The 20238-nt window shown below is 60.8% G+C and carries 17 protein-coding genes; 10 read left to right on the top strand and 7 right to left on the bottom strand.

Features of this window, described 5'->3' with window-relative positions; translation table 11 throughout:
• The first annotated feature begins 1 nt into the window (after position 1).
• On the top strand, positions 2-1960 hold the full coding sequence (locus CKW32_RS21735; RefSeq protein ID WP_032885760.1) for a MacB family efflux pump subunit: 1959 nt from the start codon (positions 2-4) through the stop codon (positions 1958-1960).
• A 117-nt stretch (positions 1961-2077) separates the two neighbouring features.
• Here the strand turns inward: CKW32_RS21735 and CKW32_RS21730 are convergent, their stop codons facing one another.
• Both CKW32_RS21730 and CKW32_RS21725 read right to left on the bottom strand, forming a co-directional pair.
• On the bottom strand, positions 2078-2746 hold the full coding sequence (locus tag CKW32_RS21730; RefSeq protein WP_177434301.1) for a helix-turn-helix transcriptional regulator: 669 nt from the start codon (positions 2744-2746) through the stop codon (positions 2078-2080).
• A 141-nt stretch (positions 2747-2887) separates the two neighbouring features.
• Positions 2888-4132, bottom strand: coding sequence for a methionine gamma-lyase (locus CKW32_RS21725; RefSeq protein WP_095185956.1), 1245 nt, complete (start codon positions 4130-4132; stop codon positions 2888-2890).
• A 123-nt stretch (positions 4133-4255) separates the two neighbouring features.
• Between CKW32_RS21725 and CKW32_RS21720 the strand changes: the two genes are divergently transcribed.
• Both CKW32_RS21720 and CKW32_RS21715 read left to right on the top strand, forming a co-directional pair.
• Complete coding sequence (locus CKW32_RS21720; RefSeq protein WP_032885766.1) at positions 4256-4726, top strand: Lrp/AsnC family transcriptional regulator; 471 nt, start codon at positions 4256-4258, stop codon at positions 4724-4726.
• A gap of 96 nt (positions 4727-4822) precedes the next feature.
• Positions 4823-5260, top strand: a complete 438-nt coding sequence (locus CKW32_RS21715) for a carboxymuconolactone decarboxylase family protein (protein ID WP_095185955.1) — start codon at positions 4823-4825, stop codon at positions 5258-5260.
• A 3-nt stretch (positions 5261-5263) separates the two neighbouring features.
• On the opposite strand, the gene CKW32_RS21710 is transcribed toward CKW32_RS21715, so the two are convergent.
• The gene (locus CKW32_RS21710) at positions 5264-7426 is read right to left on the bottom strand and encodes a TonB-dependent siderophore receptor (RefSeq protein ID WP_095185954.1); all 2163 of its coding nucleotides are present in this window, start codon (positions 7424-7426) and stop codon (positions 5264-5266) included.
• A gap of 240 nt (positions 7427-7666) precedes the next feature.
• Here CKW32_RS21710 and CKW32_RS21705 point away from each other — a divergent pair, with 240 nt between their 5' ends.
• Positions 7667-8077, top strand: coding sequence for an SRPBCC family protein (locus CKW32_RS21705; RefSeq protein WP_032885770.1), 411 nt, complete (start codon positions 7667-7669; stop codon positions 8075-8077).
• An 879-nt stretch (positions 8078-8956) separates the two neighbouring features.
• Here CKW32_RS21705 and CKW32_RS21700 read toward each other — a convergent pair.
• Positions 8957-10348, bottom strand: a complete 1392-nt coding sequence (locus CKW32_RS21700; RefSeq protein ID WP_032885772.1) for a HAMP domain-containing sensor histidine kinase — start codon at positions 10346-10348, stop codon at positions 8957-8959.
• Positions 10326-11009: a response regulator transcription factor gene (locus tag CKW32_RS21695; RefSeq protein ID WP_010564812.1), complete on the bottom strand. Its 684-nt coding sequence runs from the start codon at positions 11007-11009 to the stop codon at positions 10326-10328. Before CKW32_RS21695 ends, CKW32_RS21700 begins: the two co-directional genes overlap by 23 nt.
• Before the next feature lie 313 nt (positions 11010-11322).
• Between CKW32_RS21695 and CKW32_RS21690 the strand changes: the two genes are divergently transcribed.
• Complete coding sequence (locus tag CKW32_RS21690) at positions 11323-12228, top strand: hypothetical protein (protein ID WP_032885773.1); 906 nt, start codon at positions 11323-11325, stop codon at positions 12226-12228.
• A gap of 223 nt (positions 12229-12451) precedes the next feature.
• Here the strand turns inward: CKW32_RS21690 and CKW32_RS21685 are convergent, their stop codons facing one another.
• Together CKW32_RS21685 and CKW32_RS28150 are read right to left on the bottom strand one after the other, a co-directional pair.
• Positions 12452-13360: a MurR/RpiR family transcriptional regulator gene (locus CKW32_RS21685; protein WP_032885775.1), complete on the bottom strand. Its 909-nt coding sequence runs from the start codon at positions 13358-13360 to the stop codon at positions 12452-12454.
• An 82-nt stretch (positions 13361-13442) separates the two neighbouring features.
• Positions 13443-13646 carry a hypothetical protein gene (locus CKW32_RS28150; protein WP_143499427.1) on the bottom strand — a complete coding sequence of 68 codons (204 nt, stop codon included), beginning with the start codon at positions 13644-13646 and terminating at the stop codon, positions 13443-13445.
• Between CKW32_RS28150 and iolC the strand changes: the two genes are divergently transcribed.
• The 5 genes from iolC to iolD all read left to right on the top strand — a co-directional run bounded on the left by iolC (position 13645) and on the right by iolD (position 20227).
• Positions 13645-15582, top strand: a complete 1938-nt coding sequence (gene iolC, locus CKW32_RS21680) for a 5-dehydro-2-deoxygluconokinase (RefSeq protein WP_095185953.1) — start codon at positions 13645-13647, stop codon at positions 15580-15582. The two genes, CKW32_RS28150 and iolC, sit on opposite strands and share 2 nt — an antisense overlap.
• A gap of 184 nt (positions 15583-15766) precedes the next feature.
• Entirely contained in the window at positions 15767-16660 is an 894-nt protein-coding gene (gene iolE, locus CKW32_RS21675) for a myo-inosose-2 dehydratase (protein WP_095185952.1), read from the top strand.
• Positions 16657-17445, top strand: coding sequence for a 5-deoxy-glucuronate isomerase (gene iolB / locus CKW32_RS21670; RefSeq protein WP_095185951.1), 789 nt, complete (start codon positions 16657-16659; stop codon positions 17443-17445). Before iolE ends, iolB begins: the two co-directional genes overlap by 4 nt.
• 24 nt (positions 17446-17469) lie before the next feature.
• Positions 17470-18285 carry a TIM barrel protein gene (locus tag CKW32_RS21665; protein WP_095185950.1) on the top strand — a complete coding sequence of 272 codons (816 nt, stop codon included), beginning with the start codon at positions 17470-17472 and terminating at the stop codon, positions 18283-18285.
• Positions 18286-18295: 10 nt separating this feature from the next.
• Positions 18296-20227, top strand: a complete 1932-nt coding sequence (gene iolD / locus CKW32_RS21660) for a 3D-(3,5/4)-trihydroxycyclohexane-1,2-dione acylhydrolase (decyclizing) (RefSeq protein WP_095185949.1) — start codon at positions 18296-18298, stop codon at positions 20225-20227.
• Positions 20228-20238: the final 11 nt, after the last annotated feature.

Genomic DNA, 20238 nt, shown 5'->3' with positions numbered 1-20238 from the left:
GATGAGCCAGCCACTGTTGGAACTCAAGGGCATCACCCGCAGTTTCATGGCCGGCGAGCGTGAATTCATTGCGCTCAAGGGTATCGACCTGACGATTCAGGCCGGGGAAATGATCGCGATTATCGGCGCGTCCGGTTCCGGTAAATCCACCTTAATGAATATCCTTGGCGGCCTGGATTACGCCACTGCCGGCAGTTACAAGATCAATGGCATCGAAACCCGCTCGTTGGGTGATGAACAACTGGCGGAACTGCGCCGCGATTATTTCGGGTTCATCTTCCAGCGCTACCACTTGCTGGCGCACCTCAGTGCTTTGCACAACGTGGAAATGCCGGCGATTTACGCGGGCACCCCACAGACTCAACGCCACAGTCGCGCACGGGAGTTGCTCGAACGCCTGGGGCTGGCCAGCCACACCACCCACCGTCCCAGCCAGTTGTCGGGCGGGCAGCAGCAACGGGTGAGTATCGCCCGAGCCTTGATGAATGGAGGTGAAGTGATCCTCGCCGACGAACCCACCGGCGCCCTCGACACCCACAGCGGCAAGGAGGTGATGCGTATCCTCGCCGAGCTGCACGCGGCCGGGCACACGGTGATTATCGTCACGCACGATCCCAAGGTGGCGGCGAATGCCCAGCGTATTGTCGAGGTCTGTGACGGCGAGATCATCAGTGACAAGGCCAACACCCGCAGTGGATTGGACGCGCCTGCCGAGGCGCCGATAGAGCCCCGGCGCAGCGGCGCACGGCGGTTGGTGGCGAGCCTTGGGTTGTTCAAGGAAGCGTTCAACATGGCCTGGGTCGCGCTGGTGTCCCATCGCATGCGCACCTTGCTGACCATGCTCGGCATTGTCATCGGCATCACCTCGGTGGTGTCGATCTCGGCCATCGGCGAAGGCGCCAAGCGCTATGTGCTCAAGGACATCCAGGCGATTGGCAGCAACACCATCGATATCTTTTCCGGCACCAGTTTCGGCGACAGCCGCGCCTCGGCCATCGAAACCCTGATGCCGTCGGATGTGGACGCGTTGAACCAGTTGTACTACGTGGACAGTGCCACGCCGGTGGTGGGCCGCAGCCTGTTGCTGCGCTACGGCAATATTGATCTGGATGCCCAAGTCAATGGCGTCAGCGACCGCTACTTCAAGGTCAAGGGGCTGAAGCTTGAAGCCGGTATTGCCTTCAGCGAAAGCGATGCACGGCGCCAGGCCCAGGTGGTGGTGATCGACCACAACACCCGGCACCGTCTGTTCGGGCCGAACGTGGACCCGTTGGGCCAGGTGATCCTGGTGGGCAACCTGCCGTGCACAGTGATTGGCGTGACGGCCGACAACAAAAACATGTTCGCCGCCAGCAAGGCGCTCAACGTGTGGGTGCCTTACGAAACAGCGGCGGGGCGTCTTTTAGGCCAGCGCCACTTGGACAGCATCACCGTGCGCATCAAGGACGGTCAGCCGAGCAAGGTGGTGGAAGACAACGTCAACAAGCTCATGCTGCAACGCCACGGCACCAAGGATTTTTTCACCAACAACCTCGATAGCATCATGCAGACGGTGCAGAAAACCAGCCGCTCCCTGGCGCTGCTGTTGTCGTTGATCGCAGTGATTTCATTGCTGGTGGGGGGGATTGGCGTGATGAATATCATGCTGGTGTCGGTCACCGAGCGTACTCGTGAGATCGGTATTCGCATGGCAGTGGGCGCGCGGCAGTCGGACATTCGTCAGCAGTTTTTAGTGGAAGCGGTTATGGTGTGCCTGATCGGCGGCTTGATTGGTATCTCGCTGTCCTACGCGCTGGGGTTTCTGTTTTCGCTGTTTGTGAAGGAATGGGAAATGGTGTTTTCGGTCGGCTCAATCGTCACAGCCTTCGCCTGTTCGACGCTGATCGGCATTGTGTTCGGCTTTGTGCCAGCGCGGAACGCGGCGCGGCTGGACCCGATTGAGGCATTGGCCAGGGACTGATTTCTGTTGGCCGGTGAAGATCAAGTGTGGGAGGGGGCTTGCCCCCGATGAGGGACTGTCAGTTGATGCATCTATGGCTGACACACCGCTATCGGGGGCAAGCCCCCTCCCACCGGTTTAACTGGTGATGTCGTCCGTGGAATACATCCAGCGCAACAACGAATGCCGTCCGCTGATCCCCAGTTTGATCGCCGCCCGCTTGAGGTAGCTTTCAATCGTGTTGACCTTCAATGCCAGTTGCTCCGCCAACTCCGGCGCCGTCCGCCCGGCCAGCAAGCCCACACACACTTCCAGCTCGCGGTTGGACAGGGTCAGGCCCGATTGCACCAGGCGTTCTTCAATGCGTCGGCGCAGGGTGTCGATGCCCTGGTTTTGCGGCTCCCTCGGATCGCTGTCCTGGCGGCAGGGCTGGATCGCGGCGATGTGTTTTTCCACCATCGGCAGCAGCAGGGTGGAGAAGTCCTGCAGCATGCTGCGCTCCTGAGGCGAAAAGCTTTCGGACTGGTGCGAGCGGTACACCGACAGCACGTAGCGCACGTCGTCTTTGCGGCGTGTGAGGTGCAGTTGTGCGGCGGGCTGTGCTTCGCCCAGGGCCGCCATCGAATCGGTGTAGACCGGGCTGATCTTGCGGCGGGTGTGCCCTTCGGGGCTCACGCGCATTTGGGTGATATGGGTGGCGTCCACTGCCAGTTGGGTGAGAATCAGGTCATGCAGCATGCGTGGGAAATGGCGACTGCCGGTGCTGGCGATGACCTTGCCTATATGTGGGAACAGGTTTGAGTTCATCAGTTCGTCCATGAATGTCGAGTGCAGGACGTATGCTAGTACAGCCTGGCGGCGGGATGGGGATCCAATTGGGAAAAAAACCAGATTAAGCGCGGCCAACGGCGGCCGGGCCTGTCCGACCGCCGCCAGGGCAAAACAAACTCATCTCACCGCATGCGCCGCCATCAGCGTTCGGCGCGGCAAGGCGCGCGTGCATGTGGCCAGTGCTTGCTGCACATCCGCCAGCAGGTCGGCAACGTCCTCAAGCCCGACCGATAAACGCACCAGGCCTTCGCTGATGCCGTGGTGCGCGCGCTGTTCCGGGGTGTAGGTGGAATGAGTCATGCTCGCCGGATGCTGGGCCAGGGATTCAGCGTCGCCGAGGCTGACCGCGCGGGTGAACAGCTTGAGGGCATTCATGAAGCGCCGACCGCTATCGATCCCGCCCTTGAGCTCGAAAGCAATCATGCCGCCCGACTGGCTCATTTGCCGCGCCGCCAGTTCGTATTGCGGGAAAGAGGGCAGCCCCGGATACGTGACCCACTCCACCGCCGGGTGCGCCTGCAACGCTTCGGCCACGGCCTGGGCGTTGCTGCAGTGGCGGTCCATGCGCAGGGCCAGGGTCTTGAGCCCGCGCATCAGCAGCGACGCGTCCTGGGGCGACATCACCGCGCCGGTCAGGTCCTTGAGGCCTTGCAGGCGAATGCGCTGGGCCGTGGCCAGGTTGCTGACGGCGATGCCGGCGGTGATGTCGCCGTGGCCGCTGAGGTACTTGGTGGCCGAATGCACCACCACATCGGCACCCAGTTCCAGCGGGCGTTGCAGGTACGGCGTGCAGTAGGTGTTGTCGATCACCACCGTCACATTTGGCTGTTGATGGGCGAGGGCGGCAACGGCCGCGATATCCACCAATTGCAGGGTGGGGTTGGCCGGGGTTTCACAGTAGATCATACGAGTGGCAGGGCTGAGCGCCGCTCGCAGGGCGGCCAGGTCGGTGAGGTCCACGTGGCGCACCTTGATGCCGAACTCGCCGATACCGTGATGCAGCAGGGCGAAGGTGCAGCCGTAGAGGGTCTGGCTGACAATAACCTCATCGCCTGGCCGCAGCAGGGTCCAGAACGTCGCGGCAATTGCGCCCATGCCGGAGCTGAACGCCACTGCCGCCTCGCCGTTTTCCAGGGTGGCCATGCGCGATTCCAGCAGCGCCAGAGTCGGGTTGGAAATGCGTGTATAGAAGTGGCCGTCGGCTTCGCCGGCAAAACAGGCGGCGCCGTATTCGGCAGTGGGAAACGCAAACGTGGCCGACAGGTAGGTCGGCGGCACGAGCGCGCCGTGGTGGTCCTTGGGGTCGTAGCCGTGGTGGATGGCGCGGGTAGAAAAGCCGAATGCATTATGTTTATTGTTCATGTCGGGCGCTCCTTATTTCCTACAATGCTATGCTCATAACCAAGGCTGAATTTTCCAAACTTTGCCGACAAATCCCGCGTTAAGGGATGAAAAAACCCTAAAAATAATGAACAGAGGCAAATCATGCCCGTCACCTTGGACCGCACCGACAAAGCGTTATTGAACGCCCTGCAAGGCAATGCCCGTTTAACCGTGGCCGAACTCGCCGAACGCGTGTCCCTGACCACGTCACCGTGCTGGCGTCGGGTCCGTCACCTGGAGGAGAGCGGGGTGATCAGCGGTTACCAGGCGATTCTTTCGCCCAAGGCGCTGGGGTATGGGGTGACGGCGTTTGTCAGCATCATGATGGAAAGCCACACCCAGGATATCGCCCGGGCGTTTGAGCAGCGGTTGTTGGAGATTCCGGAAATCGTGGCCTGTCATAACGTATCGGGGCGCTATGACTTTTTGCTCGAAGTGGTCGCCAAGGATTTGGAGTCGTTTGGCGAGTTTGCGCGGGAGGTGTTGCAGACGCTGCCGTGCGTCAAAGAGATCTATTCGAGTTTTTCTTATAAGTCGGTGCGGCCGTTGCGGGTGATTCCGTTGCCGGGCTGATGCATTGGCTACCTGATCTTCCCCGGAATTGGATATTCCTGACGGCCGCGACGGTGACTAACCTAGCCACCAATCCCACCGTTCTGGAGTTCCACCATGCAATCCCGTACCGACTTCTACACCGCTTCCCCGGACGCCATGAAAGCCATGCTTGCCCTTGAAGCGGCAGTCGGCAAACTCTCCATCGAGTTGCCGTTGCTGGAATTGATCCGCCTGCGTGTGTCGCAGATCAACGGCTGCGCCTTCTGCCTGGACATGCACACCGCCGATGCCCGCAAGGGCGGCGAAACCGAGCGTCGCCTGTACACCCTGTCAGCCTGGCGTGAAACGCCGTTCTTCACCCCCCGTGAACGTGCGGCGCTGGCCTGGGCTGAAAGCCTGACGCTGATCAGCCAGACCCACGCCCCGGACGAAGACTTCAACGCGCTGGCCGCTGAATTCAGCGCCCAAGAGCAGATCGACCTGAGCGTGGCGATCGCGACCATCAACAGCTGGAACCGTCTGGCGGTGGGTTTTCGCAAGATGCCCAAGTAAGCGTCAGAAGTTGACTGAGGCACTCAGGCGCGCCGTCAGTGGCGCGCCTTGGAACAGATAGTCATCGCCCATGTACTCACCCGCGTCGCGCCAGTAGCGCTTGTCGAACAGGTTGTCGACGCTCAGGCGGAACACCGTCTCGTAGCCGTCGACCTTGGTGGTGTAGCGGCTGCCGACGTTGACCACCGCATAATCTCCCACCTCCACATTGCCGCTGCGGTTGGCGTACTTCTTGGCGCTGTATTGCACGCCGCCGAGCACCGCCAAGCCATTCACCCACGGCAACGCATAGTCGGCGTAGACACTGGCGCGCAGCTTCGGCACGTTGATCGCCTGATGCGCTTCGTATTGCGGCGTGCCGCTGCCGGTCACCCGTGCGCGAATCGCCGCCACGCTGGTGGAGATTTGCAGGCGTTCAGTGGCCCAGCCGTTGGCCGAGAGTTCTAATCCGGTGTTTTTCTGCTCGCCCTGCTGCACATAGGTGAAGTCGCTGGCTGCACCGGGCTTGGCGTACTGGTAGGCCTGGCGGGTCTGGAACACGGCAGCGGCGAAGCTGATGCGGCGCCAGTCGTATTTCACCCCGGCTTCGATCTGGCGTGAGGTGGTGGGTGCCAGGGTTTCAGCAGCGTTGGTGGCGAACCACGGCGCGGTGCCGCCCAGGGACAGGCCTTTGCTGTAGCTGGTGTACAGCGAGAGGTTTTCAATGGGTGTGTAGATCAGCGAAGCCTGGGGCAGGAACACGTATTGCTGGGTATGGCGTGTCTGGTCGCCGCTGGCAGCGTCGAAGGCTTTTTCATCCAGGCGCACTTCGCGGCCACCGAGGATGGTTTGCCATTGCTCATTGAAACGGATGCGGTCGGTGACGAACACGCCGTATTGGCGGCTGTCGAGGTTGCGGTGGCTTGGATTCAGCGGTTTGTCGGTGGGGGTGAACGTCGGCGTGTCTTCGTCGATGTTGCTGGTGCCGATGTACTCGTTGACCGGGTTGCGCTTGTCGATCACCCGACGGAACGCGCTGGTGCCAAAGGTCAGCTCATGGCCGATGCCTGCGGTGTCGAACAACCCGGTCATGGCCGCCTGCACTTCGTCGTCGCGGCGGGTGTCGTCGGGGCTGCGGTAGTCGTAGACGTCGTAGTTTCCCTCGGGGCTGAAGGTGTTCCGCACGCTTGAGGTGCAACTGGTCGAGCCATAGCAACCCCAGGCGAACGAGCTGTAATCATCGATCACCACCTTGCTGCGCGCGGCGCTGACGCTGCCTTTCCACTGGTCGCTGAAGCGGTATTCAAACCTGCCGTTGAGGTTCAACGAGTCGATGCCGACTTGCTTGGAGCCGCTCTGGTGGCCCAGCAGTTTTTTCGGCGAGGCGTCGTGGGGCACCTCAGTGCCGCCCAGTAACTGGTAGCCCGGTACCGAGCGTTGTTGCTTGTTCTGGTATTCCGCGTCCAGTTGCAGCACCGCGTCGGGGCTGATGTTCCAGTCGAAGGCCAGGGACACGAAGTCGCGCTGGCCATTGGCATGCTCCACGTAGGAATTGAGGTCTTCATGGGCGACGTTGGCGCGCAGCCCGAATTGCTGCTCGCTGCCAAACCAGCCGCCGACGTCGGTGGCGATATAGCCGCTGCCGCGGTCATCGGTGGACACCGTGACCGAGCGCACATCCTCAGGGCGCTTGGTCACGTAGTTGATCACGCCGCTGGGCTCGGAAATCCCGCTTTGCAGGCCGGCCAGGCCCTTGAGCACTTCGACCTGTTGCTTGTTTTCCAGGGCCACGTTCTGTTCGCCGGTGATGGTGCGCCCGTTGATCTTGTAACTGCTTGCCGCATTCAGCGAGAAGCCGCGCACCACGAAGTTTTCGTAGTAGCCGATGGGCGCATAGCTGTCGCCTACCGAGGCGTCGTTGCGCAGCACCTCACTGAGCAGTCGCGCTTGCTGGTCCTTGATCAGGTCGGCGTTGAACACGCTGATCGAGGCCGGGGTTTCCAGCAGCGGTGCTTCAGTGAAGCCGCCGACCGAGGCGGTATCGGCGCGATAACCGGACTCATCCTGGCCCTGAACCTTCACGGCCGGCAGTTCGATCTCTGCCGCGAGGCTGTTGCCAATACCGCCGCTGAGCAACAGGCCGAGGGCGAAACGTGAACTAACGACGGGACGAAAACGCAAAACCATGGGGGCAGGGCCTTAAAGCGCAGGGCGGGGGGCGCATAAGCTAGGCATTACGGCGCGGTTTTACAAGTTATCGAGAATGGTTCTTTCACCTCACCCGTAACGGTGGAAGCCGGCTTAGGGATTAGATTTCAGCAAGAACGCCTAAAGGTGTTGTGTTCGCCGCTGCTTGAGGGAGTTGATGCATTGAGGCGCGTGGCGTGGCAGTCTGGACGACGTTTTCCTACGACTTGGAGATTTACCGTGGCAACAGCATCTGCAGTGATTGAAATCCCGGTATCGGCCGACACGGTCTGGCAATTGGTTGGCGGCTTCAACAGCCTGCCGGACTGGTTGCCGCTGATCGCCAAGAGCGAGCCAGGCGAAGGCGGCCGCTTGCGTCACCTGACCACTGGCGACGGTGGTGTGATCGTAGAACGTTTGCAGACCTTTGATAACGTGGCGCGCACCTACAGCTACACCATCGAGGAATCGTCATTTCCTGTGACTGCGTACCTGGCGACGTTGCAGGTTGAAGCGCTGAGCGAATCGTCGGCGAAGGTAACCTGGTCGGGCGTATTCACACCGGCGGCGGGCACCACGGATGCTGCGGTCGAAGAGTTATTTGCCGGGGTTTACAAGGGCGGGGTTGAGGCGCTGCGGGCGAATTTCTGACCTCATGAGCGCGCTTCTGTAGTGAGCGGGCTTGCCCCGCGCCGGGCTGCGAAGCGGCCCCAATAAGCGCACCGCGCAGTATCAGGCAGCGTCCGGGTCGCCTGGTTTGGGGCGGCTTCGCCACCCAGCGCGGGGCAAGCCCGCTCACCACAGATAGCTGTCACTACAGATAACTTTCACTACAGATAACTTTCACCACAGACAACGGGCATTCCAATTTACCGGGGTTTACAAGGTTGGGGTTGAGGAACTGCGGGCGAATTTCTGACCTCATGAGCGCGCTTCTGTAGTGAGCGGGCTTGCCCCGCGCCGGGCTGCGAAGCGGCCCCAATAAACGCACCGCGCAGTATCAGGCAGCGTCCGGGTCGCCTGGTTTGGGGCGGCTTCGCCACCCAGCGCGGGGCAAGCCCGCTCACCACAGATAACTGTCACTACAGACAACTGTCACCACAGACAACTGGCACTCCAATTTGCCGGGGTTTACAAGGGCGGGGTTGAGGCGCTGCGGGCGAATTTCTGACCTCATGAGCGCGCTTCTGTAGTGAGCGGGCTTGCCCCGCGCTGGGCTGCGAAGCGGCCCCCAATAAGCGCACCGCGCAGTGTCAAGCAGCAACGGGTCGCCTGGTTTGGGGCGGCTTCGCCACCCAGCGCGGGGCAAGCCCGCTCACCACGGATAACTGGCACTACAGACAACTGTCACCACAGATAACTGTCACTACAGGCAACTGGTACTACAGCAACTGTCACCACAGATAGCTGTTACTACAGATAGCTGTCACCGCAGACAACTGGCACCACGGGATAGCTGGTACAGCAAAATAACGGGTACAGCAGAATAATGAATGGCGCACCACAACACGCACATTCACTCGGTTAAGGCTATTCGGGCATAAGCTGTTGGCGGCACTCCAATACCAACCGCGCGCCCCCGCTTGCACTGCTGCCTACTTCCAACTTGAACCCGTGCAAGTTGATGATCGCCGCCACAATCGACAAGCCCAACCCGAACCCACCTTGTTGGTCGCTCTCATCCACGCGATAAAACCGTTGGAACACTGCTTTGCGTTCCGCCGCCGGTATGCCCGGCCCGGAGTCGTGCACTTCGATGCGGGTGCTGCCGCCATCGTTGACCGCGCGCAAAATCACTTCGCCTCCCGCAGGGGAGAATTTGATTGAGTTGCTCAGCAGGTTGGCCAGGGCTTCGAACAGCAGTGCGCGGTCGCCGGTGATCCACGGTAAGGATTCCGGGGTGTCGAGCACCAGATGCAGTTCGCCTTCTTCGGCCAGGGGCAGGTAGAAGTCGTGTAACTCGCGCAGCAGCGGCAGTGGGTCCATTACCAGAAAGCCTGAGCGGCGCTGGTGGTCTTCAAGCTCCGAGATACGCAATAGCCCGCGAAAGCGCGCCATCAGGGTGTCGGTTTCAGCGATGGCGTCGTCCAGTTGCAACGCATGCGCCGACTCGGCTTCGGCCTGCTGCTTGATGCGGTACAACTGCGCGCGCAGGCGAGTGAGCGGGGTGCGCAGGTCGTGGGCAATGTTGTCGCACACACCCTTGACCTCGTTCATCAGCTTCTCGATGCGGTCGAGCATGGCGTTGACGATGGCCGCGAGCATGTCCAGTTCGTCACGGCGGTTGGACAATGGCAAACGGTGGGTGAGGTCGCCGGCGACGATGGCTTCGGCGCTCGCCTGGATCCCGCGAATCCGCCGTAACGGACGGCGGCGCAGCAAATGCCAGCCGGCAGCGCCGGGGATGATCGTCAGGGACAATGCCCACAGCAATGCATGCCAGATGATCCGCGTCACACCAAACAGCGAACCGTTGGCGCGCACCAGCACCAGCCAGCGGCCTTCGTCGGTGTGGGTGGCGACGGCGTCGCAGCTGTCCTTGGGCAGTTTGGGATCGTCGGAGTCGACGCAATTGGTCAGGGTGTGGATCTTGCCGTCCAGGGGCAAGTCGGGTGGTATCGCGCGGATCGGCCCGCTCAAGGGTCGAAATTGTTCGTCGAACAGGCCGTAGGCGTCCACGCCCTTCATGTCGAAGGTCATGCTGGTGGTCAGCGCTTCCACCAGTTCTTCACCGTCGAAACGCTGGAACAGGTGCTGGCGCTGCATCAGCGAGTGGCGCGAGAGGTCGCTCAGGTAACCGGAGACTTCGTAATACAGCACCCCCATGAGGATGCAGCTCCAGGCCACGAACAGCGAACTGTACAGCGCCAGCAGACGGCTACTGGAAGAACGCCAGCCCTTAGAGGGGTTCAGCAATGACATAACCGGAACCTCGTACCGTGCGGATCAGCGGCGTGAGGCCCGGTGGATCGATTTTCTTGCGCAGGCGGCCGATGTGCACGTCGATCAGGTTGGTGCCTGGGTCAAAGTGATAGCCCCAGACTTCCTCGAAGATCATCATCCGCGACAGGATCTGCCCGGTGTTGCGCATCAAAAATTCCAGCAGTTTGTATTCGGTGGGCAACAGGCTCAGGGGCTGATCGGCGCGACTGGCTTCGCGGCTGATCAGGTTGAGTTCCAGGTCGGCCACGCGCAGGGCGGTTTCGAACTCCTTGACCGTGCTTTTGCGGCGCAGCAGCACTTCGACGCGGGCGGCCATTTCATCGGAGGCGAACGGCTTGGTCAGGTAGTCATCACCCCCGGCGCGCAGGCCGCGTACGCGTTCGTCGACATCGGAGAGGGCGCTGATCATCAGGATCGGCGTCGACACCCCAATGGTGCGCAGGGTGGTGACGATGGCCAGGCCATCGAGTTCGGGCAGCATGCGGTCGAGGGTGATCAGATCGTAATCACCACTCACGGCGCGGACCAGGCCTTCGCGGCCGTTGTCCACCCAATCTACGTCCAGTCCATGGCTACTCAGCTCGGCGACGATCTCGCGGGCCGTTACGGCGTCATCCTCGATGGTCAAAATGCGGGTCATAGGATTACCTGGTGAGCGATTCACACTAGAAGTGGGGGCATTTTGCCAAGAAATGGCTGAACGCTTCCTAAATAAAACTTCATGTTTCTGAAGCTCACCCTGTTTCCACTGTTGGCGCTCATAAAGTTGGGCAGGGCTTGCATAACGCCCGCTGGTGAAAGCCCTATCTTGCAACTTGCATGGTTCGGTTAAGTTCAATCGAGTTAACGTGTTGAATTTTAAGGATTTTAATTTTATTGCCGGCTGGCATGGTGCCTGCACTGTCCCTTTTGAGACTTGTAACACTATTTTTCCTGCCGGGAGCAAAACAACAATGATCACATCCTCATCCACGCTGCAAGAGTCGAGCACGCTCTCCGGGGTTTCCTGGGGGGCTATTTTTGCAGGGGCCGCGGCGGCAGCTGCGCTGTCGCTGATTTTGGTACTGCTGGGTTTCGGCCTGGGCTTTTCGGCGGTGTCGCCGTGGGCCGATAGCGGTATCAGTGCCAAGGGGCTTGGCATTTCCACCATTGTCTGGCTGGCGTTTACCCAGATCGTTGCGTCCGGCTTGGGTGGCTATATCGCCGGCCGGTTACGTGTGAAGTGGGCCGGGATGCATGGCGACGAGGTGTACTTTCGCGACACAGCCCATGGCTTCCTGGCCTGGGCGGTAGCCACGTTGGTTACCGCAGTGCTGGTGGTCGGTTCGGTCAGCAGTGTTGTCAGCGGTGGCGTCAAAGCCGGTGCCAGCGTGGCGGCGGGTGCTGCCAGCGGAATCACTCAAGCGGCGGGCAGTGCGGCTAAAGGCGTGAACGGCGGCGACTTCGACTATTACGTCGACAGCCTATTTCGCGATGACCGCCCGGTTGCCGTCAGCGATGACGCGGCCCACGGCGTAGTCGCCCGCATCTTCACTCGCACCCTGAGCAACGACGGCCAACTGGCCGCTGAAGACCGCGCCTACCTGGCCCAGTTGATCAGCCAGCGCACCAACCTCAGCCAGGCCGACGCCGAAGCGCGTATCGACAAGGTTTACGGCGATGCCCGTAAAGCCGTCGAAGACGCCAAGCTCAAAGCCAAACAGGCTGCTGATACCGCCGCCAAGGTCGCCGCTTACACCTCGCTTTGGACCTTTGTTGCCCTGTTGATCGGTGCGTTCTTTGCCAGCTTCGCTGCGACCTTTGGTGGTCGTCGTCGCGATGCCGTGGTGTACGTCGAAACCGAAAACTACGTTCGTTAATTCAAGGAGAACAACATGCGCTCATTACTGCTTTGGTTCCTCGGCGTGCCGATCCCGGTGATCATCCTGATCGCGATTTTCATGCACTGATCCGGACCCAGCTCGGTCCATTGTGGGAGGGGGCTTGCTCCCGATAGCGAAGTGTCAGTCGACAGCAACATCGACTGTTCCAACGCCATCGGGGGCAAGCCCCCTCCCACATTTGCTTTGCGGTGTTTGATAGTCAGTCGTCGAACCCGACTTGCTCGTGAATTTCGTCCACCTTCAACTCCAACCGATACGCCACCGCAATAAACAGCGCCTGGCACAGGCAGAGGGTCGCGCTCAATGAGCGGAAGGCAAACGACGAACCTTCATTCACCAACAACACTGCGTTCGCCCGCTTGGCCAGGGGCGACAGGTTGCTGTCGGTGATGATCAGGGTCTTTGCCTGGTGGTGTTGCGCAATCCGCAGGCAGTGCTGGGTCTCTTTGCCGTAGGGCGTGAAGCTGATGGCGATCACCAGATCATTGGCGCGCACGCTGCGCATCTGCTCGCGGTAGCTGCCGCCCAAACCCGAGATCAGATGGATGCGCTTGTTGGTGTGCTGCAGGTTGTAGACCAAGTAATCGGCCACCGCGAACGAACGGCGAACACCCACCACGTAGATATTGTCGGCATTGACCACCAGGTCCACGGCTTTGTCGAACGCGACGTCATCCAACTCCAGCCCCAGACGCTCAATACCCGACAGCGTGGCGTTGACGCATTCGCGCGCCAGGTCGCCGCCGCTGGCCTTCTGGGATTTGTTGGCAATCATGCTGCGAATGCGCTGCTGGTAGTTCTGTACCGGCGTGGTCTTGTGGGTGTAGGCCTCGCGAAACAGTGCCTGCATTTCACTGAACCCACTGAAGCCGAAACGCTGGGAAAACCGCACGATCGCCGAGGGATGCACTTCGCATTCGCGGGCGATGTCGCTGATGCGGTCGACCATGATGCGGTCGCTCTGTTGGCTCATGTAGCTGGCAATGCGCTTGAGTTGCCGAGGCAGGCTTTCATATTCGTCGGTGATCAGCTGCAACAGGCGTTCGGCATTGACCGGAGGGCTGGCGAGAGGGGCTTCCAGGGTGGTCTCGGGATCGGTGCGGGACATGGGCAATCCTTCTGGCGTGTTCGTCTGATGCGCTGATGGGTGGCGCAAGTCTACAGGGTAGGCGCAAAAAAATACCCCGGCATCACGGCCCCGGTGGGCTGCTGAAACGATGCACGCGGGCTAGGGTGCCATTATGCTGGCTTATTGGAAAAAATATTCCACTAAAAATAATTCTGGAATAAATATTGATTGAGCCCGCTGAACGTTCTAGTCTGCTCTCACCAAGAGCGTGAGCCGTCACCACGGCGGCACCACGCAGGCTGATAAAAATAACAGGAGCCAGCATGGGCCAGACTCGTTTTGCCAGTGGGCGTCAATTGGATCTGATTTGCCTCGGGCGCCTGGGCGTCGACCTCTACGCACAGCAAGTAGGTGCGCGGCTTGAGGACGTGTCCAGCTTCGCCAAATACCTCGGCGGTTCCTCCGCCAACATCGCCTTCGGCACTGCGCGGTTGGGCCTTAAGTCGGCGATGCTGAGCCGCGTGGGTGACGATCATATGGGTCGCTTCCTGGTGGAATCCCTGGCCCGCGAAGGCTGTGATGTCAGCGGCATCAAGGTCGACCCGGAACGGCTCACTGCCCTGGTGCTGCTGGGCCTCAAGGACCGCGAAACCTTCCCGTTGGTGTTCTACCGCGAAAACTGCGCCGACATGGCCCTGCGCGCCGAAGACATCAGCGAAGCCTTTATTGCCTCCAGCAAAGCGCTGTTGATTACCGGCACGCATTTCTCCACCGACGGTGTGTACAAGGCCAGCATCCAAGCGCTGGACTATGCGGCCAAGCACAACGTCAAGCGCGTGTTGGATATCGACTACCGCCCTGTGCTGTGGGGCCTGGCAGGCAAGGCAGATGGCGAGACGCGTTTTGTCGCGGACCAGAATGTCAGCCAGCATGTGCAGAAAATCCTGCCGCGTTTCGACCTGATCGTCGGCACCGAAGAAGAGTTCCTGATCGCCGGCGGCAGCGAAGACCTGCTCGCCGCGCTGCGCACCGTGCGCGAACTTACGCCTGCCACGCTGGTGGTCAAGCTCGGGCCGCAGGGGTGCACGGTCATCCACGGTGCGATTCCTGCGCGCTTGGAAGACGGCGCGATCTACCCTGGCGTGCGTGTGGAAGTGCTCAATGTGCTGGGCGCCGGCGATGCATTTATGTCGGGCTTTCTCAGCGGCTGGATCAATGACGCCAGCGACGAACGTTGCAGCCAACTGGCCAATGCCTGTGGCGGCCTGGTGGTCTCGCGCCACGCTTGCGCTCCGGCCATGCCGACGCCGGCCGAGCTCGATTACCTGTTCAACAGCCCGGAGCCGATCACCCGGCCGGACCAGGACGTGACCCTGCAACGTCTGCACCGTGTCAGCGTGCCGCGCAAGCAATGGAAACAACTGTTTATTTTCGCCTTCGACCACCGCTGGCAATTGGTCGACCTGGCGCAAAAAGGCGGCCAGGATCCGGCACGCATCAGCGATATCAAGCAGCTGTTTATCCAGGCCATCGAACGCGTGGAAAAAAAGCTCGCCGAGCAGGGCGTTGCCGCCGATGTGGGTTTGTTGGCCGACCAGCGTTTTGGTCAGGACGCGCTCAACGCCGCCAGCGGTCGTGGCTGGTGGATCGCCCGCCCGGTGGAAGTGCAGAACTCGCGGCCCTTGGCCTTCGAGCATGGCCGTTCGATTGGCAGCAACCTGATCGCCTGGCCTCAGGAACAGATCATCAAGTGCCTGGTGCAATTCCACCCCGATGACGAACCCTTGCTGCGCCTGGAACAGGAAGCCCAGCTCAAGGCGGTGTACGAGGCGTCCCTGGTCAGCGGCCATGAATTGCTGCTGGAAGTCATCCCGCCCAAGGATCACCCGTCCACCTACCCGGACGCGCTCTACCGCAGCCTCAAGCGCCTGTACAACCTGGGCATCTACCCGGCGTGGTGGAAAATCGAGGCGCAGTCGGCCGAGGACTGGAAAAAGCTCGACGAACTGATCCAGGAACGTGACCCGTACTGCCGTGGCGTGGTGTTGTTGGGCTTGAATGCCTCGGCTGAGTTTCTCGCTGACGGCTTCCAGCAAGCCAGCCAAAGCACCACCTGCCGTGGGTTTGCCGTGGGCCGTACGATCTTCCAGGAACCGAGCCGTTTGTGGATGGCGGGGGAGATTGATGATGAGACGTTGATTCAGCAGGTACAGGCGACCTTTGAGCAATTGATCAACGCCTGGCGCAGTGCGCGAGGCTAAACCCAGTTCCTAATTTGAAATGCAATCCAATGTGGGAGGGGCGGTGCGACGATTCGACTTGCCCCCGATGGCTGAGTGTCAGACAGCACTTCTGTAACTGAACTACCGCTATCGGGGGCAAGCCCCTCCCACATAAAGCAGAAAGCAGATCTCAGTGATACCTGAAAATAATAAAGGTGCAGCCATGCCCGCAATCCGAATTGGCATCAACCCGATCTCCTGGAGTAACGACGACCTTCCGGCCCTCGGCGGTGAAACTCCGCTGAGCACTGCCCTGAGCGAAGGTAAGGAAATCGGCTACGAAGGTTTCGAACTTAACGGCAAATTCCCCAAGGATGCCAAGGGCGTCGGCGACGTATTGCGCCCCTATGACTTGGCGCTGGTCTCCGGCTGGTATTCCAGCCGTCTGGCGCGCCGCTCGGTGGCTGAAGAAATCGAAGCCATTGCCGGCCACGTCGAACTGCTGAAACAAAACGGCGCCAAGGTGCTGGTGTACGGCGAGGTGGCCGATTCGATCCAGGGCTCGCGCATTCGCCTGATCGAACGCCCGCGCTTTCATAGCGAGCAGGCCTGGCAGGAATACGCCGACAAGCTCACTGAGTTAGCGCGTTTTACCTTGTCCCAAGGCGTGCGACTGGCGTACCACCACCACATGGGCGCGTACGTCGAATCCCCGCAAGACATCGACGAGTTGATGCGCCGCACCGGGCCGGAAGTCGGCCTGCTGTTCGATTCGGGCCACTGCTACATGGGCGGCGGCGAACCCCTCGACGCGCTGCGCAAACACATTGACCGCGTGTGCCACGTGCATTTCAAGGACGTGCGCAAACCGGTGGTGCAACTGGCGCGCAACCAGATGTGGAGCTTCCCCGACTGCATCGTCAACGGCACTTTCACCGTGCCCGGCGATGGCGATATCGATTTTGCCGAGTTGCTCGATGTGCTGCTGGCCGCCAAATACGAAGGTTGGCTGGTGGTGGAAGCCGAGCAGGATCCAGCGGTGGCGCCCAGCTATATCTACGCGAAAAAGGGCTATGACACCTTGCGTGCTCTTCTCACTGAGAGGGTTGGACAATGAGTCTGTTGGTCAAAAGCAACAAACGCGGACAAACCATCGTTGCCTTGGAAGAGGGGCGTCTGGAATACGTAGGGTTCAAAGCCTACCGCCTGAGCCTCGGTGAAACCCTGCCGGTCAGCGCCGGCGATAAAGAGCTGTGCCTGGTGCTGCTCAGCGGTCGGGTGAATATCGACGGCGAGGGCTTCAACTGGCAGAACCTTGGTGATCGCCAGTCAGTGTTCGAGGAAAAGTCCCCGTTCGCCGCCTACCTGCCGCCGGGCACCGATGCCCAGGTCACCGCCTTGAGCGACGTACAAATTGCCGTCTGCGCTGCTCCCGGTGCCGGCGGTTACGAACCGCGCCTGATCCGCCCGCAAGACTGCAAGCGCAGCGTACGTGGCAAAGGCGCCAACACCCGTTACGTGTGCGACATCCTGCCCGACACCTCACCGGCTCATTCGCTGCTGGTGGTGGAAGTACGCACGCCGTCGGGTCATTCGTCGAGCTACCCGCCGCACAAGCACGACACCGACGATCTGCCGCACCAAAGCTTTCTGGAAGAGACCTACTACCACCAGATCAACCCGCCCCAGGGTTTTGTGTTCCAGCGGGTCTACACCGACGACCGCAGCATCGACCAAGCCATGGCCGTGGAAAACAGTGACTTGGTGGTGGTGCCCAAGGGCTATCACCCGGTCAGTGTGCCGTACGGCTACGAGTCTTATTACCTGAACGTCATGGCCGGCCCCAAGCGCGCCTGGCATTTCCACAACGACCCGCAGCACAGTTGGCTGCTTGACCTTTAAAACGGTTCTAGACGGAGAACAACAATGAAGTCGCCTCTACGCTTTGCCCTGAACCGCATGGTCGCGCCCAACCTGTCCCTGCCGGATTTCATCCAATTGGCGGCCGCGCTCCAGTGCGATGCCATCGAAATTCGCAATGACCTCAAAAACCGTGAAATCGAATACGGCACCCCGGCCAGTCGCGTGCGTGAGTTATGCGCGGTGCAGGGCATTACGGTGCTGTCGATCAACGCGCTGTACCCCTTTGATGTGTGGAACGACGAGCGCCGCGCCCAGGCGATCAAACTCGCTACCTACGCCCGTGAATGTGGTGCCCAAGGCCTGGTGATGTGCCCGCTCAATGAACCGGGCGACACGCGCAACGATGCCCAGCGCGCCGCCGGTTTGCGCACTGCATTGAGCGAGCTGGCGCCGATCTTGCGCGAGTACGGGATTCTCGGTTTCGTCGAACCCCTGGGCTTCGAAGAGTCTGCCCTGCGCCGCAAGCGTGTGGCGGTGGACGCAATCAAGTCCATTGGCGGCCTGGATGTGTTCCGCGTGGTGCACGACACCTTCCACCACCACTTGGCCAATGAACATGAGTTCTTCCCGGAGTTGACCGGCCTGGTGCATATCTCCGGCGTGGAAGATGCCGAGGCGCCGCTCAACTCGATCCGCGACGGCCACCGTGTGCTGGTGGGCGAGGGCGACATCCTCGGTAATGCCGCACAGATCGACACGTTGCTCAGCACCGGTTACAGCGGCTACCTGTCGTTCGAGCCATTTGCCACAAGCGTGCATGAGTTGGCGGATATACAGCAGGCGTTGGGGGCAAGCATCGCCCACCTGCAAAATCGTTAAGGGGCGCGACATGACCACAACACGACTGACCATGGCCCAGGCCCTGGTGAAGTTCCTGGATAACCAATACATCGAAGTCGATGGCGTGCAGAGCAAGTTTGTCGCCGGCGTGTTTACCATTTTCGGCCACGGCAATGTGTTGGGCCTGGGCCAGGCGCTGGAGCAGGACAGCGGCGATCTGGTGGTGCACCAGGGCCGCAACGAGCAGGGCATGGCCCACGCCGCCATCGGTTTTGCCAAGCAGCACCTGCGCCGCAAGATCTACGCGTGCACCGCCTCTGTCGGCCCTGGCGCGGCGAATATGCTGACCGCTGCGGCGACCGCCACCGCCAACCGTATCCCGTTGCTGCTGTTGCCCGGTGATGTCTACGCCAGCCGCCAGCCCGACCCGGTGTTGCAACAGATCGAGCAGTTCCACGACCTGAGCATCAGCACCAACGACGCGTTCCGCTCGGTGAGCAAATACTGGGACCGTATCAACCGTCCTGAGCAACTGATGACCGCCGCAATTCATGCGATGCGCGTGCTCACCGACCCTGCCGAAACCGGCGCGGTAACCCTGGCGCTGCCCCAGGATGTGCAGGCCGAAGCCTGGGACTACCCTGATTATTTCTTGCAAAAACGTGTGCACCGTATCGACCGCCGTCCGGCCACCGCCGCGATGATTGGCGATGCGTTGGCGGCTTTCCGAGGCAAGCGCAAGCCGCTGATTATCTGTGGCGGCGGCGTGAAGTACTCCGGCGCGAATGCTGCGTTGCAGGCGTTTGCCGAGCGTTTTGATATTCCGTTCGCTGAAACCCAGGCGGGCAAAAGTGCAGTGGTCTCAAGCCATCCGCTGAACGTGGGCGGTATCGGTGAAACCGGCTGCCTGGCCGCCAACCTGCTGGCGCCAGAGGCCGACTTGATCATCGGTATCGGTACCCGCTATACCGACTTCACCACCTCATCCAAGTCACTGTTCAAACATGGCGAGGTGACGTTTCTCAACTTGAATATTAGCCCCGCCGACGCCTTGAAGCTGGACGGCGTGCAGGTGTTGGCCGATGCCAAATTGGCCCTGCAAGCGCTGGCCGATGCCCTCGGCGATTATCGTTCCGGATGGGGCTCGCAGATCAGTGAGGCGAAGGCGCAGTTGGACGCCGAAGTGGACCGTGTGCACCAGGTGGAATACCAGGGTGATGACTTTGTGCCTGAGGTCGACGACCACCTGGACCGCGCTGTACTGCGCGAATTTATCGAGCTGACTGGCTCGTGCCTGACCCAAAGTCGCGTACTCGGCGTGCTCAATCAAACCCTGGCCGATGACGCGATCATCGTGGCCGCCGCCGGCAGCTTGCCTGGCGACTTGCAGCGCGCCTGGCGCAGCAAGGGGGTCAACACCTACCACGTCGAATACGGCTACTCGTGCATGGGCTACGAGATCAATGCTGCCCTGGGCGTGAAGCTGGCCGAGCCGAACAAAGAGGTCTACGCGCTGGTCGGCGATGGCTCCTACATGATGCTGCACTCGGAGCTGGCCACCTCCATCCAGGAGCGACGCAAGATCAACGTAGTGCTGCTGGACAACATGGCCTTCGGCTGCATCAACAACCTGCAGATCGGCAATGGCATGGACAGCTTCGGTACCGAATTCCGCTACCGCAACCCCGAGAGCGGCAAGCTCGACGGCGCGCTGGTGCCGGTGGATTTCGCCATGAGTGCGGCGGCCTACGGCTGCAAGACCTACAAGGTCAGCACCGTGGAGCAGCTTGAAGCGGCCCTGGCCGATGCGCGCACGCAAACCGTCTCGACCCTGATCGACATCAAAGTGCTGCCCAAGACCATGATCCACGGCTACCTGTCGTGGTGGCGGGTAGGCGTCGCGCAGGTTTCCACCAGTGAGCGCACCAACGCAGCGGCGAAAAAACTCAATGAACACCTGGCGAAGGCCCGGCAGTACTAATAACAAGAGGA

It is taken from the genome of Pseudomonas sp. Irchel 3H9, from assembly GCF_900187495.1.
Lineage (GTDB): Bacteria > Pseudomonadota > Gammaproteobacteria > Pseudomonadales > Pseudomonadaceae > Aquipseudomonas > Aquipseudomonas sivasensis.
The sequence above is the reverse complement of the archived record's forward strand: the minus strand, read 5'-3'. Positions and strand labels throughout refer to the sequence as shown.

Bases quoted from the DNA above. Each gene is read 5' to 3' on its own strand.
- iolC (WP_095185953.1), top strand. From the start codon at position 13,645: ATGGGCCAGACTCGTTTTGCCAGTGGGCGTCAATTGGATCTGATTTGC.
- CKW32_RS21690 (WP_032885773.1), top strand. From the start codon at position 11,323: ATGATCACATCCTCATCCACGCTGCAAGAGTCGAGCACGCTCTCCGGG.
- CKW32_RS21730 (WP_177434301.1), bottom strand. From the start codon at position 2,746: ATGAACTCAAACCTGTTCCCACATATAGGCAAGGTCATCGCCAGCACC.
- CKW32_RS21665 (WP_095185950.1), top strand. From the start codon at position 17,470: ATGAAGTCGCCTCTACGCTTTGCCCTGAACCGCATGGTCGCGCCCAAC.
- CKW32_RS21700 (WP_032885772.1), bottom strand. From the start codon at position 10,348: ATGTCATTGCTGAACCCCTCTAAGGGCTGGCGTTCTTCCAGTAGCCGT.
- CKW32_RS21725 (WP_095185956.1), bottom strand. From the start codon at position 4,132: ATGAACAATAAACATAATGCATTCGGCTTTTCTACCCGCGCCATCCAC.
- CKW32_RS21715 (WP_095185955.1), top strand. From the start codon at position 4,823: ATGCAATCCCGTACCGACTTCTACACCGCTTCCCCGGACGCCATGAAA.
- iolB (WP_095185951.1), top strand. From the start codon at position 16,657: ATGAGTCTGTTGGTCAAAAGCAACAAACGCGGACAAACCATCGTTGCC.
- CKW32_RS21720 (WP_032885766.1), top strand. From the start codon at position 4,256: ATGCCCGTCACCTTGGACCGCACCGACAAAGCGTTATTGAACGCCCTG.
- iolE (WP_095185952.1), top strand. From the start codon at position 15,767: ATGCCCGCAATCCGAATTGGCATCAACCCGATCTCCTGGAGTAACGAC.
- CKW32_RS28150 (WP_143499427.1), bottom strand. From the start codon at position 13,646: ATGCTGGCTCCTGTTATTTTTATCAGCCTGCGTGGTGCCGCCGTGGTG.
- CKW32_RS21735 (WP_032885760.1), top strand. From the start codon at position 2: ATGAGCCAGCCACTGTTGGAACTCAAGGGCATCACCCGCAGTTTCATG.
- CKW32_RS21685 (WP_032885775.1), bottom strand. From the start codon at position 13,360: ATGTCCCGCACCGATCCCGAGACCACCCTGGAAGCCCCTCTCGCCAGC.
- CKW32_RS21710 (WP_095185954.1), bottom strand. From the start codon at position 7,426: ATGGTTTTGCGTTTTCGTCCCGTCGTTAGTTCACGTTTCGCCCTCGGC.
- iolD (WP_095185949.1), top strand. From the start codon at position 18,296: ATGACCACAACACGACTGACCATGGCCCAGGCCCTGGTGAAGTTCCTG.
- CKW32_RS21695 (WP_010564812.1), bottom strand. From the start codon at position 11,009: ATGACCCGCATTTTGACCATCGAGGATGACGCCGTAACGGCCCGCGAG.